This window comes from Clostridium aceticum (assembly GCF_001042715.1).
GTDB classification, from domain to species: Bacteria; Bacillota; Clostridia; order Peptostreptococcales; family Natronincolaceae; genus Andreesenella; species Andreesenella acetica.
This window is the reverse complement of sequence record NZ_CP009687.1, coordinates 122,078-140,361: the sequence shown is the minus strand read 5'-3', so window position 1 is coordinate 140,361 and position 18,284 is coordinate 122,078. Positions and strand designations below refer to the sequence as shown.

Below are 18,284 nucleotides of genomic sequence, written 5' to 3'. Positions count from 1 at the left end.
GACTCCCTAAGGAGTCTTCTTTTTACTTTATCTTGATGTCTAATTATTTAACTGTTACTGTTTGTGTAGCAGCATTCCAATCAGTTGAAACACCTAAAGCTACACCTAAATCTCTTAATGGTACAAATGTTCTTTCGCCTGTGATTACAGCTTGAGATCTCATAGGGATGTTCATACCATTTACACTCATAACATCGCTTCCGATTGTTAATAAAGCTCTGTTTCCATCTTTTGTTACAAGAACTGTTCTTGTAGCTTCGTTCCAATCAACTTCTGCTCCTAAGATTCTACCAACAGCACTTACTGGTACCATTGTTCTGTTTTGAGCATCGATGTATGGAGCTACTGGAATTGTGCTAGCTACACCATTTGTGTAGATTGTTGAAGAACCGATTGTTAATACAACTTCTGGTGATGTTGACTCACCTGGAGCTGGTGTAACTGTAGTAGCAATTACAAATGTTGTTACATAATCAGTTACAAATTCACCCGCATTTGGTCTATCTCTATAGTTTTCAATTAAAGCAGTACCACCAACGTATGCTACAATGTCACCTTCTGGTACAGTTCTATCTACTGTTAATTTTACGTTAGTTACTTCAATTTCCATAGGTGATGTACTTTCAGACTTCACAGGGATTTGTAATAGAGAATCCATTGTGTTACGTCCAGCAGCATTAGTTAAAGTAATTTGATCTTCGTAGATTTCTCCGTTACCTTTTACTACTTTAACTGTTGGTACAGCTGCAAATCTTACACCTTGAGGTAAAGCAATTTCAATAGTTCCATTAGCAGCACCTGCTGTAGTTTCAGCTGAACCACCAACTACTCTTATGTTGCCATCTGTATGAAGTAAAGAATCTTGTCTTCTTTCAATAGCTTCTTTTACATTTTCTGTAATGGTGAAGTTTGGTGCAGCTTGACCTTGAAGACCAATCTTCACTGGTGTGTCTGCATCAGATTTTACTGTAACAGGAGCGATAGCTTTAGCTACAACTAACTCTTGTTTTTCCATGCCAGCGCCACTGAATTCAGCAACGATGTCACCTGTTTTATTTGCTTCAATACTTAATTCTACTTCGAATTCAAAGCTTCCTACACTATTTGTATCGTTAGATTCAGTGATTTGGAAAGAAATTACATCTCTTCCGTTTCTGATTTCTGTTTCATCAACTTCTACATCTAAGTTTGTTGCATCAAATTCAGAACTTGGTACACCAATTACTTTAACCCAGCTTGGGAATACAACTTCAACTTCTCTGTTTTCAATAAGTGCACCTGGCACTGTTTCTTCTACTGTAATTAAAGCTGTTGTTACTACATCGTTTACTTTACCTGCAACTAATTCTTTTACTTCTTCAATTTCTGCAACAGCACCCCAATCTTGGTATTTTGCTACAGTAATATCTTCAGAAGATACGTTGTTTGTTCCGCTAATACTTAATACAACATCTCCATATCTAGCATTTCTATCTGCTCTTACTTGTGGTGTGAATAGGATTGAACCACGTGTTCCAGAAGTTGTAGCTGGAAGATTGATTGTAAATCTTACAGTTCTTTCTCCGTCTGGCACTACGTTTGAAATAGTCGCTCCATTCCATCCGCCTGTAAATGTTACAAAGTCATCATCAGCAGTAGCATTAGCAGGCTCGTTACGTAACCAGTTGTTGATATTAACAAACTCAAAGTTTGATGGTAACTTTAATGTTACAACTGCTTCGTTTCTTACAGCTCCTACGTTTGTTTCTTCAATTCTTACTGTCCCAAGGTTACCTGTTCTTCCGATATTTCTTACTCTATCAACAGTCGCTACTGTGCCACCTCTTGAAGAGTTAGCAAATGTGTAAGTACCTCCAGTAATACCACTGTCAACAGGTGTAACAGTTACTTGAGCTTCCCCTACGAATCCATTCATATCTACGTTCATAGGAATCCAGAAGTTGTTTCTTGCTATACCATTTACGTTTGTTTCTACGATTTCAATTTCTAACTCTCTGTCAGATATTCTTCTTGCTATATGACCAGTTGTGCTTCTTCCCATTTCATAGTTGTTTGTGTTAGTAGGATTAGCAATGATACTTCCATCAGCAGCAATAAATCTGTTGATGTTGAAGCTTTGGCTGTCATTGTATACATTTGATGCAACAGTGTCAGCAGCATTGTTATTCCACTTTAATCCATCTGATAAAGTTAATCTGAACACGCCACCTTCTCTCCAAGAGTTTCCTGGCTCAGATTCTCTTAAATGTAATACTGGTGCTGTTCTTAAGTTTTCACCTAAATCTGCATTTCTTCCTACGCTTACAATGTTACTCATAGCATTGCTAGATGCAGCGAAGGACATCATTGGTATCATAGTTAATACCATAGCTAGCGCTAATAAAAGTGCTATTTTTCTTTTCATGCTTTTTCTTCCTCCTTTAAATTTTAAGTTTTTTATTTTTTTCTTACTTTAGGATGCTTATGTATTCAACCCCCCAAAGTACTATATTTTAAAGGTTTTAAACCTTTAAAAGCATAAGTTGTAAATAAGCGTAAGCGACAAATCTCTTCTTAAAAACATATCACTATTCACTTGCTTTATCACTTGCCCCGTAGCTACGATTATACCATCTGTTATTTCCAAGGTCAACTTCTAATGGTAGTTTGTAACACAACTGTAAAATTAGTGTTCTCCTTGCTACTAAAACCATTATACACATAATCTCACTAAATTACCATTACAAGTATGTTACAATTTTTTTACCTTTTTTGACAAGCTTCTGTTTAAGCATCACTACGCCATGGGGACAGTCCCTTAGCTCCGTTTAACAAGCTGTGGTGTAGATGTCAGTCTTCTTGACTTCGATGCAGTTCCATAGCTTTATTAACCTTATTTTAATTATATAATTAAAAAGCATATAAAAAATACAGTAGTGGAGTTTTACTCCTCCACTACAATAGTATTCTATGTCCCATAAAAAATTCCTGCTAAAAAAACAAAGTTTTTTTATTACATTTTCTTTACTGATCTATTGCTGCCTTTACAAAGTCCCTAAACAAAGGGTGTGGTCTTGTAGGTCTGGATTTGAATTCTGGGTGGAATTGGGCGGCTACAAACCATGGGTGATCTTTGATTTCTACGATTTCTACCAATCTTTCATCTGGAGAAATGCCACTGATAATGAGCCCTGCCTCTGTTAGGGCATCTCTATAATGGTTGTTGAATTCATAGCGATGACGATGTCTTTCATAGATTAAATCCTCTCCATAGGCTTCTCTGGCTTTGGTGTCAGTATAGATTTTACAAGGGTATAGACCTAGACGCATAGTGCCGCCCATATCTTCTACATCTTTTTGTTCTGGCATCAGATCAATGACTGGATTGGTGGTGTCGGGGTTCAATTCGGAGCTGTGGGCATCCTTTAAGTTTAATACATTTCTAGCATATTCTATAACTGCCAACTGCATCCCTAGGCAGATTCCTAGTAGAGGAATGTTGTTTTCACGAGCATATTTTAAAGCGCTGATTTTTCCTTCTACACCACGGTCCCCAAAGCCACCAGGTACTAAGATCCCCTGTGCTCCTTTTAGCAACTCCTCTACGCTTTCTTCTAAAACATCCTCTGAATGAATCCAATCAATATCTATCTTTACATTATTATATATACCGGCGTGGGTTAATGCTTCCGATACAGAAAGGTAAGCGTCTCTTAACTCCACATACTTCCCTACCAATGCAATCTTTACTCTGCCCTTAGGATTTTTATCTCTTTCTACAACTTCCTTCCACTGGGTAAGCTCTGCTACCCCTGCTTGTAGCTTTAGACGCTTTACCACCAACTCGTCTAATTTTTCTTCCTTTAATAATAGGGGTACCTCATAGAGACTTTGGGCATCCATGTTTTGTACTACATGTCCTGGGTCTAGGTTGCAGAAAAGGCCAATCTTGTCCTTCATCTCCTGAGATAGAGGTTTTTCTGTGCGGCATACCACTAGATCAGGTTGTATACCAATACTTCTTAGTTCTTTTACGCTATGCTGGGTAGGCTTTGTCTTTAACTCTCCTGCCTTTCCCAAGTAGGGTACCAAAGTGACATGAATATACATGGTGCTTTCCCGTCCAACTTCGTATTTTATCTGACGGATGGCTTCTAAAAAAGGGAGACTTTCGATATCTCCTACTGTACCCCCCACCTCTGTGATGACCGCATCAAAGTTACCATCTCTACCTACTCTGTAGATTCTCTCTTTGATTTCATTGGTAATATGAGGGATCACCTGTACTGTACCTCCTAAGTAGTCTCCTTTTCGTTCTTTATTGATGACAGTAGAGTACACCTTGCCGGAGGTAACGCTGCTATACTTACTGAGGTTGATATCGATAAATCTTTCATAGTGGCCTAAGTCTAGATCTGTCTCTGCTCCATCATCGGTGACGAATACTTCACCATGTTGGTAAGGGCTCATGGTACCGGGATCGATGTTTAGATAGGGGTCAAATTTTTGTAGGGTTACTTTTAGGCCTCTGCTTTTTAATAGTTGTCCTAGCGATGCGGCGGTGATGCCCTTGCCTAGTGAAGAAACTACTCCGCCTGTGATAAAAATGTACTTTGTTGACATGTTGTTTCATCCTTTCTTGTGGTTAAGATTTAAAGTTTTTTGTTGGAGTACTACTTTAAGATACTGGGATCTTTATTTCCTGTTATATCTCCGCTACACCACGGGGACGGTTCCATCGCTTTCCCTTTGGTCCTTCGCTACGCTTCGGAAGCTCTCGAACCGTCCCCATGGCTCCGCTGTGGGGGGCGCCAGACAGATGGACAGTCCCTTGGCTCCACTCATTCACGGTCCCCGGTCCCCCGCTGCGGGGTTCCCTTGGCTTCGCTGGATGGTGTTGATGTGTTACATGAACAAAAAGAAAAGGGTCACTCTAAAGGGGGAAGGTATAGCTATTTTCCCCCTTTTATGACCCTTATTTCTAGTTCTTGCTTTTCTACTTTTTCTGTTAGGTGATCTACTTTGTCTTCTACACGGTTGATGGTTTCTGTATTTTGTATGTAGCCGTCAAAAAGGCTGTTGATTTTGGTAACGACTTCATTTTCTACTTTTGTTTCTAGCTTTGTTAGTCGTTGGCTATTTTCTCTAACTTCTGATTTTAGGCTACTTACTTCTGACTTTAAACTACTTACCTCTGAGTTTAAGCTACCTACTTCTGACTTTAAACTACTTACCTCTGAGTTTAAGCTACCTACTTCTGATTTTAAACTGCTTGCCTCTGAGTTTAAGCCATTTACTTCTCCTTTTACACCCTGTAGTTCACTATAGATTTTTTCTAACATCAAGAACATTTTCTCTTCCAAGATAAATGAACCCCCTTATCTTGTTTTTTCTTATTATATCCTTTTTCAAAGGGGGTTTTCAATCTATTTTTTTCCTTTTAGTAATTTAATATTCTCTCTCTGTAATCATACCTTATATCTCTTTGTAAGTAATGAATAAGGTTGGTCAGTATCTCTACTGCTTCTGCCTTTGTAAGAGCTCTGTTGGGTTGAAAGTAACCGTTAGCATCCTCTATCAATCCTAATTCCCTTGATAGATAGACAGCATCTCGTGCCCACAAAGGTACTACATGATCATCGATATAGCCAGTAGCGTATTGTTGTATAGGTGCCAGTCCTTCAAAGCCCACTGCCTTGATAATAGCTACTGTTGCCTCTGCTCTGGTGATACTTTGATTTGGTAGAAAGTGATCTTTCCCTACACCCTTCATAACACCTCTTTCGTAAATAGCTTCAATATATTTCTGGTTTGCATCCTGCTTAGGTACATCTACGAAGATGGCAGGTGGTTCCTCTGCTGTTCTTACGCTTCTCTGTCTTACAGTAGGTTGTGCCTCTTTTTCTATCCCCATCACCACACCCAGTGCCTTAGCAAATTCTCCACGGCTCATAGGTAGGTCAGGACCAAAGTTAGTGTTGGTGGGAGATAGTGCTTCTAGGCTGGCTAAAAGCAGCACTTCTCTTTCTAACCAATGTCCAGATACATCCCTCATAGCGGGAATTGTAAGTCTTTTATTGATAGGGTTGGTATACAAGGTTATGCTGTTGGTATCGGTATTCCTGCCTATAAGCTGGCTACCATTCTCCCCTAATCTAGGAAGGTTGTAGCTGTACTTTAATATGTTTTCTTCTTTTTCTGTCAGCAAGTATCCTCCTCTAAAGCTAATCTGAGAAGGAGCATTTGCTTCATAATTATAATCCTTGGTACGGTTATGAACCACGCTTACTTCTGCTGTGCCTTCCCAGGATAGACCGTCTTCTCCATTGTTGCCATTTCGCTGATATTGAATATAGTGCTGGATGGTCTGTGTTTGGGTGGCACCCCAGTGGTGGTCATAACCCACCACTGTGCCTTGGCTTTCTACTATTACTGTGCCTTCATTTCTATTGATGGTATAAACCTTGGTACCATCCCAGTTGCCTGCAAAATAGGTGACCCCGGGCTTTTCATGGAACACTTGGGCTTTACTCCATGGATGCTGCGCTTCTGTGGTCTCATATCTTACCCCATTGGCATTAATAGTTTCTCTATAGCGACTCAGGGATAACACTTCTGTTTTTTGGTCCTTACCATTGGCTACAGTTTCTTTTGTCAATGTAACATTTCGAGTTAAAGTGACATTTTTTTCAGCATTGCTTAGGTTTCTGTAAGTATAAGTAATACGATCTGCTCTGTCTTGAACGGTTACAGTTCCTTGTACTACAATAGGTTCTCCAGTGACAAAGATCACCTCTCGATAGGTCATTTCATTTTGTATTCCCCCTTCATATCCAGGGATTTCAAGGGCGTAGCTTTGTATGCCCAAAGACAAAGTCAATAACAGTGTCAGTATTGTTTTCGCTGCTAGTTTTCTCATATGCGCTCCCCCTTATTGTTCTACGATGATGACATAGCCATCGTCACCAGTGGAGACGTTCTTGCTCTTCACCACATAGGCTTTTGCATTTCTTCTTATTCTATAAAGCTCATCCTTGGTAATTGGGTTATCGTTGATCAAAATTACTGCCTTGTCGGTGGTGATGGTTTCTGGCGTTCTCACGGTTTCCCAACGTCTGTTTAGGCTGTTCCAATGTCTTACATTGCCCAGGGTAATGGTTTGAGTATCGAGGTTGATGTCTGTAATCTCCCCAATGGCACTATGTTCGATATGAAGTCTTCCTCTCTCATGGATGCTGACAGGGGTTAGATTCAATGCCAATACTTCTTCGTAAATTTCTCCCTCTACATGGGTTTCCTTTACTATAAAGTATGCTGCTTTATCAACATAGAAACGATCTTCGATTCGTCTTCTCAGTTCATCGTCTTCGATCTCCTCTGGATCAATGAAGCGTGTGTCGATAAAGTGGCTAGGGTCTATTTCCTGCTTTAGTTCACTGTCAAATATAAATGTATCCTCTGTTAAGGTGACTCTTCTTCTGCTGGAAACCTCTGTCCACTGGTTGTCCTCTAGTCTGAGATAATCTAATCGATAGCCTAATCTTCCTATAGTAATACCGTAGTGGTGAATATCCTCCACAAGTCCTCTATAAATCACCAGACGCGTAGCATCGATGCGATCCTCCAACATACCAGTATATTCTATAGAGACAAAGGAGGCGTTTCTACTTCCTCTAAGAATATCTGCTGCTACATAGACATTTTGTCTTAAATCTAGGTTCAACGTGTCCACTAAGCGGTTGTTTTTTACAACAATGGTTCCTGGATGGAAGGTGAAACCAGTGTTGTCTACCACCATCCTTCCTGTACTGTACTGTACATCACTGATGGTGCTTTCATAAACTACGGAAGAACCTTGCTTTAGCAACATTTTTGCTACTCTTGGAACCCCATAGCTGCTTTCTACCGCCACATAGGCCTCTTGGTCTCTTCTAGTAGTCAAGTCTCTTAATGTCACCTGCTCTGTTCCCTCATAAAGAAGGTTTCCCTCCGCCTTAAGCTTCACTTGATCCTGAGGATGCTTCACCCATCTGCCTTGTTGATAGGTGCTAACATTCTTTAGAACAACTTCTCTGTTTCTTTGGTCTACTTGTTCTATCTGTCCTCGATATACACCAGTTATATGTCTTTCATGGTCTTCTACTCTGATGGTGGCGATGTCTGGGCTATAGATATCATTGAAGAAGAGCATTACTCGATCCCCAGTCTTTATTTCAAAAAGATTTGCAGGTCTTTCACTTCTTAAAACACGGGTTCCCGTAGTGATTTTGTACCTTTCTCTAACTCCCCCACTCCTAATTTCCACTGTATTACTGTCAATAAAGAGTATATCTCCTACTTTAGTTCTGCTGCCAGGGGGAATGTATCCATGGCGATCAGGATCTTCTTCTAGATAGCCTTGTACATCTGTGGTTCTGTCTCCTACTGTTGTGACCTTTACCTCCATCCCATATAGCAGCTGGTCTAAAGCCACATCTTTACCGTTGATTTGTATCTTGGCAGAGGGCTGTACCTGCAAAATATGTCGCTTGTCTTGAAAATCTGCGATTACCAGTTGGCGACTGTCTGCATCAAGGGTCTCCACAAAGCCTTCTATGATGGTTGTTGCAGTGGAGTCCATCGAGGCATAGATTACTTCATCGTTTTGATTGATATAGTAGCGAATCAAATCACCCATCTGAAGGGTATTGGATAAAGCTAAATTTCCTTGTTTTCGTACGGGAAAATCTCTTAATGAAGTTTCTGTAACGATAAGATTTTTGCTGTTATCATGATTTTCTATGGTAAATACTTTTTTAGTGCTGCCTTCATGTTGCAGTTCTTCTACTGCAATAATTTCTCCTTGTTTTTTTATTAGTCCTCTTTGCCCTAGTAGTTCTTCGTGAAATTTTGCTATCGTTGCAGCCATCTCTGCCCTAGTAAGAGATTGTCCAGGGGCAAAGGTATTACTGGAGGTGCCAGACATAATGCCTTTTTGCAGTACTGCCTCTACTAGAGGAATCTTTTCTGTATCCATTTGGTTCATATCATTAAATGCATTTACCCTTCTCATATCGGCGCCATAAATTCCCTCTAGATCCAATGCTCTAGCAATCCAAGCGGCAGCCTGTTGACGACTCACTGGACGACTCCATGTGCTGCGAGTCTCTAGCTGTTCAGTAATTTGGTTTTGTAGGTTTGTCATTTCTGCTGGTGTCAATTCTCGACCTTCATAAGTCGCTAAACGGTTTTCAACCTGCTGTTGAAGGTTCTCCATTTGTTGAGGTGTCAGATTCATGATTTCATTGACTTCCTGAGGAGTTACAATGTTGTTTTGTAGTGCCACTTGCAGGTAGCCCCTTCCCCAGTGTTCTGCCGTGCTTAGCACCACAATGTCCCTCACTCTTGGAGGCATTTGTTGCTCTCCCAATCTTTGTGCCTCTTCATCTTCACCTATAGCTTTAACCAAAATTGTCAAGGCCTCTAGGCGAGTAAGTTGCTGGTCTGGTTGAAACCTTTGGTTTCCCGTCCCTTTCATCAAGGATAAGCCAGCTGCTTCTTGAATATGTGCCTTTCCCCAATGGTTATTAATGTCAGTAAAGTTAATGCTTCTGTATAGATCCCCGCCGTTTTGCAGTCCATTGTGGGCTGGATATGGACTTAAGGTATCTATGGCAAAGGTTGTATAAGGTAGAAATTGTAGGATAAAGATGATTGTCAGAACAATGCTTAGACTTCTTTTTTTCTTTAGAAATTTCATGGGATCCCTCCTTTTTTGAGAATACAAGGGAACGTTTCATTTGCCTTGTTTCTCAATTTTGTTGTGTTAAAGGGCGGGTAGAAAAACCCGCCCTGCAAGTAGTCTTATCTATCCGCCAACAACATAAACCTTCCTGGTTCTTGTGTGGTTGTAGCGCTGCTGCTTCTTTGTCTTGTAAATTCGTGTTTAGATGGGTCGTACTTTCCTATAAAGAGCTTAGCAGCATCAACGTTTGAATAGGCTCTAGCATCAAAATTGATTGCCAGGTTACCGTTTTGCAGCATCTGCCTAATAGCTGTAGTGGTTTTTCCTACCTGTAGATCAAAGTCAATACCGTAGATGTTGGAGGCTCTTCTCTGGGTTCTAGAAACTGCTGAGTAAAGCCCCTGTGCCTCTTGACCTGCCACTCTTTCAAAAGTGATGCGTACATAAGCATCCTCAAGATTACCGGCTGATCCTTGAATTACTTCTCGGGTATATAGACTCTTAGCTGGGAAGCTGAAGTTGGCATTCCCATCTGTAATCACAATGTTTCTATCTAAAGTAGATAGCAGAGACACTGGTATTGCTACGATGAATTTATTGTGGCTACTGTATTGACTCAAGGAGAAATCGATGGTGTGAGAGCCTGTACCCGTTGGAATCTGACGACTTCCAATAGTCTTCACCAGGGCACCATTGATTACTTCTTCCTTGCCTTCATAATTCAGCTTATTCTCTTCCTTGTCTAGTTCTTGTAACTTGTCTTTTAATTTATCATCTTCACTCAATCTTAAGGTTCTAGCACTGACCTCTGCAAATTCCAAGGCACTGCCGTAGCTGTTTAGTGCCCTCACCATAAAATCATAACGGGTATCAGGTTCTAAGCCCCTCACTAAAAACTCCGCATCTCTGGTGTCTGCTATAAAGCTATAGTTTCTGTCGCTAGATCTTTTAGCATAGACTTCATATTTGTCAGCAGCATTTAGTACCTCAGGTGCTGATTTGGACCATATCAATTGCATTGTGGATTCAAAGCCCGGTATAGCTTCTAGTACCAGAGGTTTGTCTGGTATAGGTGTCTGGTATTTAAAGCCTTTGTAAGGTTCTGATATACCACCATCAGGGTTGACAACGATAATATCGTTATTTTGTAGTCCCAGCGCTTCATTAAACCTCACTGTTATGGTCTTATCATCTACCACAGTTACCGAGGCCGCTGTTACACCCCCTACTACAGATGCATCTATGTTCTTACCATCCCGTACGCGAACAATCCCTTCAGCTAACACGGTATCTTCTGAATTTGTAGTACCCCCTTCAACAATTCTACCACCTAGTATTACCTTTGCTCCTGACATAAACATTTCACCAGCAAGAGTTATTTCCGTCGTGGTATCATTTGTAAAAATCCACTCAGGATCAATGCTGTCTATTTTTGGTTTGCTTATATAGGTAAACTGTAATGGCGGTGCCCCTAAGGATCCATCGGGATTTTCTACTCTTACTGGTACAACACCTGGCTTTGTACCAGCGGGCACTGTTACATGGAGGGTTCTGTAGTCTTCTATATCTAATCTGCTATTTCCCTCTTGATAAACAACTGCTGTTTCTCCGAAGAAGACCTTCAGGACTTCTCCTTCAAAACCCTCCATACTCTTCCTAAAGTCATTTCCAGTAATTTTGACACGGGTACCTCCTGTGACAAGACCTTTATTTGGCTCGATACCTCCTAGAGCTGGATCAGATTCTCCCTTCACGAACTCTATATAGATAGGAGGCGTTAATTCATCAGATGTAGCAGAAGCGCCATCATAGTTTTTAACGATCACTCGATGAAGACGTCCCACTGCGTTTTCTCCAACGTTGGGCATTTCAAAAGTCATTTGGGTAGAAGAGTTATGCTCTAGCTTATTATTAGATCTTTGTGTAATATGAGCTATGTTAGAAATATAGATTTCTGCATTTTCTCTAAAATCCTCCCCAATAATACTGACAATGCTTCCACCTTTATGGGTCATCCTTAATACCCTAACTTCTTTACCATCTATAGTGGTTAAAACTGGAGATTCTCCTTCTTTCGTAACATTGGTAATTTTAGGATTACTATCAGGATTTTTATATTCATATTGTACCTGAGCACTGCTGCCATCTGGGTTTTTGATAGTAACTGGTACCCTTCCAATAGTGTAGTAAGAAGGCGTATATAGTACAATTTGTCCACTAGTCATAGAAGCATTAGGATGAAAAGGTGTGTAACCCCTCTCTACTATGAGCTTTCGTTCTACTGGATCTACCTCTAGTCTAACTAATTCGTAGCTATTGTCACTAGCTTTTCCATTTGAATTTTTAAGGGTAGCCGTATCAATATATTTTATCGTATTATCATAGCCGTTGACTTGGAAGGTATACACTTCTCCTCCCTCTGTCATTTGGAGTATTACTTTTGTACTGTTAGCGGTTGACTGATAATCTACAGTGATATTACCCACATCTACACTGGCTCTGCCATTAACAATAGATCCCCCATTTAGAGCACTTACATCAATACTTCTGTTTGAGATCATTGGGTTTTTCACATCTCCAAAATGCACGAGGGGCATTTCTATAACGTCATATTGCTGCAGCTCATTTTCTGTTTTTTGATTATAGATATGAAGTATAGAGCTAGAAAAATCCGAACCGTTTATTTCTGTTTTTACCTTCCCGGACTTATTTCCTTCGGGAGGAATAATGTTAGTAACTCTAGGACTAGAAGCTTCGTAAGTAAACTTCATTTTGTTAGAAGTACCAAAATCATTGTTCACCACAAATACATCCACTACTCCCTTGCTACCAGTGGGTAAACTCACCACCAAATAACCTTGAGAAAACTCTAAAATCTCTGCTCTATGTTTTCCAAAGTAAACCATAGGCAGTATTTTTTTATCCGCTGCTGATAATTCTGCAATATCCATACCTTCTATATTATCCCATTTGCCATTATCATTTAGGTCTTGAAACTTTTCTCCTAAATCATATTTAGCGTTACCGTTAGCATCTTCGTAGGGTTCAAAGAATCGAAAATCAGTACCCCATATTCGAACAGTTTCTCCTCCTGCAGCATTGCCTTTATTGGGAGTAATTCGATTTATTGTAGGGTTACTGGTTGGAATCACATAAGTAAAACCATCAGGTTTATTGGCGTTTCCACCGTCTATGTTGACAACCACTACCGGCACTGTTTTTCTTCCATTTTCCACCTCCACTTTTAGGTCTCCTGGATATCGTGGCATGATAATGGTGATTTTCCTACCATCGGTGCTTACGGATACGTCTGTCGCTGGTACCTCTACGCCTCCAACATATACTCTACTCTTCTGTGCACCTCCAAAATCTTGGAAATCTTGTCCTTCAATATCGACAGCATACCCTCCTTCAGTGGAGCCTTGAGGAGGAGTAACCGTGGTAATGATAGGGTTTCTTTGAGGTTGTTTAAAATAGTAAAATCCATTTTGCCCAGTTCTTGTATCAATTTTAGTATCTGGGTTTTGAACAGATAAATTGTACCATTTTTCTACCCCCAACTGAGGTACGGTAAAAAGTATTTGATTTTTTGTTAATACTTGTACTCTATTACCAATAATGATATTATTTTCAATGGCATAGGGGGTTTTGACTTTTAGCACTGTCTCTTCAGCACCCCTTGTAATGGTCAGAATATCTGAAGCCCCAGCTTGCTTTCCTACTTCAATTCTATACTCAGCGCCTCCTTTTGTTGCAACAAATCTTGATTGCTGTCCATCTACTGCTTGGACAATGCGATAAGTATTTTGTACACCATCGGAAAGGATTAAGTTGCCCGCAGCATTTATATCTAGAGTATAGTATTGATTGCTAGCTTCATCATGTAAAAGGACACTGTGATAATAGTTGGCAAATTTCACTCCCTGCACACCATCCCTTTGAATCAACTGATATTGTTCTCCAGCAGGAGCAGTGTAGTTTTGTAGGGCGATATTGCTGCCTTCTCTATAGTAGCTATTGATATCTTGGCCATCCAATAAAATCCTAGTACCGATTAAACGGTAAATTCCATTGCCGCTAATGTCTTTCGTAGTGGAGTCTGGCTTTAGAAAATTATCCCCGTTGACCACTACCAATGTACCATTACTGCCTTTGTTAGGGGCAAAGCTAGTTATTTTAGGATCCTTGTCTAGGGTATCTACATAGACAAATTCAGCGGCAGCCATTGCTCCCGATGGATTCATTACCATCAATTGGGTAACTCCCTCTCTGCCCTTGGGTGCTTTAAATTTTAAGAGAAATTTGTTTCCTCCAGTGGCAATCTCTCTGCTTACCCCTGTCACCTCTTTTCCATCGATAAATACCTTTACTCCCTCTAAGAAGTTACTTCCCCGCACCTCTATATCTTGTCCTCCATCTACTGTCACAATATTTGGTACCACTTCGTCGATGTAAGGATTATCTGCAGCAGTAACAAATTCTATCTTATCCAACTGTATGTCAGATAGACCTGCTTCTTGCGAGCCTCTTGTTGGGTTGGTAACCTGTACATTTTTCATACCAATAGAGGCTACTACATCCTTAGGTATCTTCATAACGATCCTGGTACCAACATCCCTACCTGTCGTTCCATCAACAATCCGATCAAAGTCGTCAAGCACTAGGATTTCCACACCTTCATCTTGTTCAATGATCCCTGAAGCACTTCTCCAACTGACTTTGGCCGTAACTGTTCCTCCAACAATCTGTTTTTGTAACATTAGTTCGTAGTTATGTATATCTGTATCATTTGCAGTTTTCATCAGGATTTTAGGATAATTTACTATGGTTTGACCTTGACTATTAATATAGCGGTTCACCATAAAATTCTTTCCTCTGATGGAAACGAGAGTATCTTCCTTTAATCTATCCCCATCTAATTGCACTTTGCTAGGTGTAACAGTTTCTACAATAGGGAGAATAGAACTGGCTTCATAGATAAACTTATTATTCCATCGAGCTACTTCTTGAAAGATATATTCATTGCCGCCAGTATTGTTTTCTTTAATCACTGTTCTAATTTCTGCTAAAACTTCTTTGTCCGGATTGGTAGCAGCATCATCTACCTTTGGAGTAACCACATAGAGTTTGTCATTGGCTCCTATTTCTACTCTAGGTCTTCCATCTGCAGTTTCTTCAAAGGTGGCTATGCCTCCTATCTGCACTTTAATCCTTCGCTCAACTGTAACCGGTTGCTCTTGATAGGTAGCATCATTGTAGGTTATTATAATTTCTTGTTTGTTAGGTGATAACACAACAGTTCTTTTGTCTGCTGCATAATTAATCACTAACTCTGATGGACTAATACTAGAACTTAGGATATTTCGACCTTCAATCCCTACTGGTGTGCCTCCGATATCAGGTCCTTTAGCAGGATGCACATTGGTAATCCTAGCACGATTGGTAGCATCTACTACGGTATAGATCGCAGGATTGGTGGCATCTTTCATAATCATTTGTTGTGCTACCACTTGTCCATTGATAGTTTCTGCTAATATTACATAATGACTTCCTAGACTAACCCCTTGAGGAACTTCCACCGTCAACAAAGCCTTTGGATTTATTGAAGATTTAACTTCAAAACCCACGGGAACAGCTTTGTTAGTGGGTGAAAACGATTCGGCAGAGGCATTGGCCACACTAAAAAAATATACATCATAGGGTTTGGTAAAATCCTCAGATCTAATGTAAAGCAAATCTCCTCTTGCGCCTATATTGGGATACATTTCCATATCACTAATATTTAAGTCGCTAACAAAACTAAAAATATTGTTATAATTGTATTCCACTACAATTTCAGGATCCATTGTAACACCTGATTTTTTTTCTTTAATAATACGTATATTTTGCAAACCCCGCTCTCCTGGAGGAGTAGCTTTATCTATTACAATTCTTTCGGGATCACTATTTCCTTCTCCAAACTCCTTAAATTGCCCAGCCTTTCCATACTCTCCTTTTATGATGAAATTTTCTTCTTCTTTAAACTGATTAAGGTTTCTTCCGTTAATTACTAAAGTGTCTTCTTCACTAATATTTACGATTTTAGTGGTAGCATCAATCGTAGGAAAGCTTCCTAAACCAAGATTAAATTCTTTGTTTCCAATAATGATACCACCTGTAAAGCTGTCCACTTCTTCAGGGGTAAAGCTATATTGGATGAAACTAGAAAGGTTCAAGGTGATTTTGCCCATTTGTTTTGTCCCATCGTTGGTAGAAAACAGCACTACTGGGTTGACTAAGTTCTCTCCCCTAATCTCCACTAGGGCTTGTGTAATGTTATAATTGCTATCCCGAACGACTTGATACTTGATGGCAGTTACCTCAGCACCTCCCCCCACATCTATGGCATTGGCTACCGTAACTAGTTGTGTTACTATCATTATTACCATGATCAATACCGATATCTTCTGCCTGATTTTCCGCTTCATATTTCTCCTCCTTTTTCTAATTTCAGTAGTACAAAGGTTTTTTAGTGATTTTATTTTTATAAATTACTTGCGCCATTAAATTTGGTACATATAACACTTATCGGCAAAGCTCCCATAATCTTCAATAGTATATTTTGGTAATGTATAATGATAAGTTATGTTAATTATACCACATATATATTTAGTTTCCTTTGTTTCCATTTAATTGTAACGAAATTGAAAAATATACTTTTGACTAAATAGTAGAGGAGAAGGTGGAGATGTTTTTCATGGAATAGTATGGAATTTTTATATAGTTTTTCTACCTCCTCTCCGATATAATAAATATATAAAGAAGCCTTTAGGAGGTAAACAAAATGAAAAAATTTATTTCTTTTCTTTTATGTATGCTGTTATGTTTATTGTCTGTAGCTAATGTAGCCGCGGAGAGTTACCCTAGGAATATTACCGGGGAATTTAATGATATTAAGGTCTCGGTAAACACTATACCCCTTAACCTACATCTAGAACCCTTTATCTACGAGGATGAAGTCTATGTTCCCATCAAGAGCTTAGCTCAAAGACTTTATCTGGATGCAGAATATGATGCTACTGAAAAAGTCATCAAGGTTGGCACCAGTGATTTACTGAAGGATACCACGATTAAAAATTTGGCAGGAAATTTGTTGCAGAGGGACTATGAAATTCAAGCTTTGCGTCAACAACTTCAGGAAAGAAACAGAAGTCATCAAGAGATATCGAGGCTTCCCTACAGAAAAATCTCTACCCGTCAGGGGATGGAAACTTACTTGCAGGACTATTTTGGTAGTTTGAGGGGTATTTCTATGTCTATCAACTTGAGTCATTCCAGCAGTAACCGCTATCGACTCCATATTACCTTTCCCAGCAGAGATGCATCAGATTTTCAGCAGCTTTCTAGGAGTGTGATAGAAACTTGGTTGGAAGACATGTTTTATGCTATCAGGGATCTTTATGATGATGAAGCCCGTATGGAAGGTTCTATTCGGGATACATCATCTTCTTCTAGAACCTACGTTTCCTTTGATACTAGTGGTAACAAGCTGTCTTTTGATTTTCGTTACCATCATAGAGACAACTACAGTAGAATTTATATCAATGAAACCAGTCTGGAGAGACATTTAAGAAGAAATCTGTCCTCCTATAATAGGATTGATTTTGATTATGAGGTTACCGCAAATCGTTATGATCTTGACTTAATCGTTTCCTTTGACAATGAAGATTTTTATGATTGGAGTTCTACTAATCGGAGGAATTTTCTAAATCGGTTGGAAAGAGAGATTTGGAACTTTGATGGTGAAGTGGATGTATACGGTAAAATTGTCGATAGTTATAAGAAACAAGATGTCTTAAGTTTTCGCTTTCTAAGCCGAGAAGTGGATTCATATGACTATGATTATACCTATAGAAGAAGCACCTCTTCTTCTACTAGAAGAGAGCTTTTATCACCAGTACTATCTTCTACAGTGAAACGAACCGTCACTGTTTGGTTTGATGGTATAGGCTTAGAGGTAGACGGCTCTCCCTTTGCTCTTCTTAGAGAGCCTTTTATGATAGGGGAAGAGATCTACGTACCTATCACTGACTTAGCTGATGCTCTTTACTGGGTGGTGGAATATGTGCCGGAGGAGAAGGTGTTGAAGATTACAGACTATGTCTTTTCAAATAGAAATAGTTCTTCTCTTAACAGCTTATTAAGAAACAGATAGTGCTAAAAATATAGATATATAAGTTGTAGTAAATATATTACATTCGCTATTCTCCTCTGATGATTAAGACAGTAACTTATACCAGGCAGTAGAAATTTACAAGTGTACCGCAAATCACCGCTACGCCATGGGGACAGTCCCTCAGGCACATAAAAACATACGTGCCAGATGAACCGGCAGACTGCGTGAGAATTGTCACCCTGAGCGTAGCGAATGGGTCTTAAAGGTCTAAAACACAAGATTCTTCACTGCGTTCAGAATGACAAAAACCCGAATAACGTTAGTTTTTGCGCAGCCTGCCGTCCCCATGACTCAGCTAGGTAGATAAAGCATATTCTCCCTTGATGATTAAAACAGCAACTTATATGCCGTAATCAATTTGAAAAG

Annotated in this window: 7 protein-coding genes; 1 reads left to right on the top strand and 6 read right to left on the bottom strand. The window is 39.7% G+C overall.

Features of this window, described 5'->3' with window-relative positions; all coding sequences use genetic code 11:
• Positions 1-43: 43 nt before the first annotated feature.
• The 6 genes from CACET_RS00630 to CACET_RS00605 all read right to left on the bottom strand — a co-directional run bounded on the left by CACET_RS00630 (position 44) and on the right by CACET_RS00605 (position 16,170).
• Positions 44-2,404 (bottom strand): copper amine oxidase N-terminal domain-containing protein, encoded by a 2,361-nt coding sequence (locus CACET_RS00630; RefSeq protein WP_044824637.1) that lies wholly within the window; start codon positions 2,402-2,404, stop codon positions 44-46.
• 599 nt (positions 2,405-3,003) lie between these two features.
• Positions 3,004-4,602, bottom strand: coding sequence for a CTP synthase (locus CACET_RS00625; protein WP_044824636.1), 1,599 nt, complete (start codon positions 4,600-4,602; stop codon positions 3,004-3,006).
• Between the two features lie 329 nt (positions 4,603-4,931).
• Positions 4,932-5,342, bottom strand: coding sequence for a hypothetical protein (locus CACET_RS00620; RefSeq protein WP_052661376.1), 411 nt, complete (start codon positions 5,340-5,342; stop codon positions 4,932-4,934).
• Between the two features lie 77 nt (positions 5,343-5,419).
• Complete coding sequence (locus CACET_RS00615; RefSeq protein WP_044824635.1) at positions 5,420-6,898, bottom strand: S-layer homology domain-containing protein; 1,479 nt, start codon at positions 6,896-6,898, stop codon at positions 5,420-5,422.
• Between the two features lie 12 nt (positions 6,899-6,910).
• Positions 6,911-9,718: an S-layer homology domain-containing protein gene (locus tag CACET_RS00610; RefSeq protein ID WP_044824634.1), complete on the bottom strand. Its 2,808-nt coding sequence runs from the start codon at positions 9,716-9,718 to the stop codon at positions 6,911-6,913.
• A gap of 104 nt (positions 9,719-9,822) precedes the next feature.
• A complete protein-coding gene (locus tag CACET_RS00605; protein WP_044824633.1) occupies positions 9,823-16,170 on the bottom strand; it encodes an IPT/TIG domain-containing protein in 6,348 nt (2,115 codons plus the stop codon).
• A 356-nt stretch (positions 16,171-16,526) separates the two neighbouring features.
• Between CACET_RS00605 and CACET_RS00600 the strand changes: the two genes are divergently transcribed.
• Complete coding sequence (locus CACET_RS00600; RefSeq protein ID WP_044824632.1) at positions 16,527-17,897, top strand: hypothetical protein; 1,371 nt, start codon at positions 16,527-16,529, stop codon at positions 17,895-17,897.
• Positions 17,898-18,284: the final 387 nt, after the last annotated feature.

Coding starts and splice junctions, on each gene's coding strand:
- CACET_RS00630 (WP_044824637.1), bottom strand. CDS start 2,404: ATGAAAAGAAAAATAGCACTTTTATTAGCGCTAGCTATGGTATTAACT.
- CACET_RS00625 (WP_044824636.1), bottom strand. CDS start 4,602: ATGTCAACAAAGTACATTTTTATCACAGGCGGAGTAGTTTCTTCACTA.
- CACET_RS00615 (WP_044824635.1), bottom strand. CDS start 6,898: ATGAGAAAACTAGCAGCGAAAACAATACTGACACTGTTATTGACTTTG.
- CACET_RS00610 (WP_044824634.1), bottom strand. CDS start 9,718: ATGAAATTTCTAAAGAAAAAAAGAAGTCTAAGCATTGTTCTGACAATC.
- CACET_RS00605 (WP_044824633.1), bottom strand. CDS start 16,170: ATGAAGCGGAAAATCAGGCAGAAGATATCGGTATTGATCATGGTAATA.
- CACET_RS00600 (WP_044824632.1), top strand. CDS start 16,527: ATGAAAAAATTTATTTCTTTTCTTTTATGTATGCTGTTATGTTTATTG.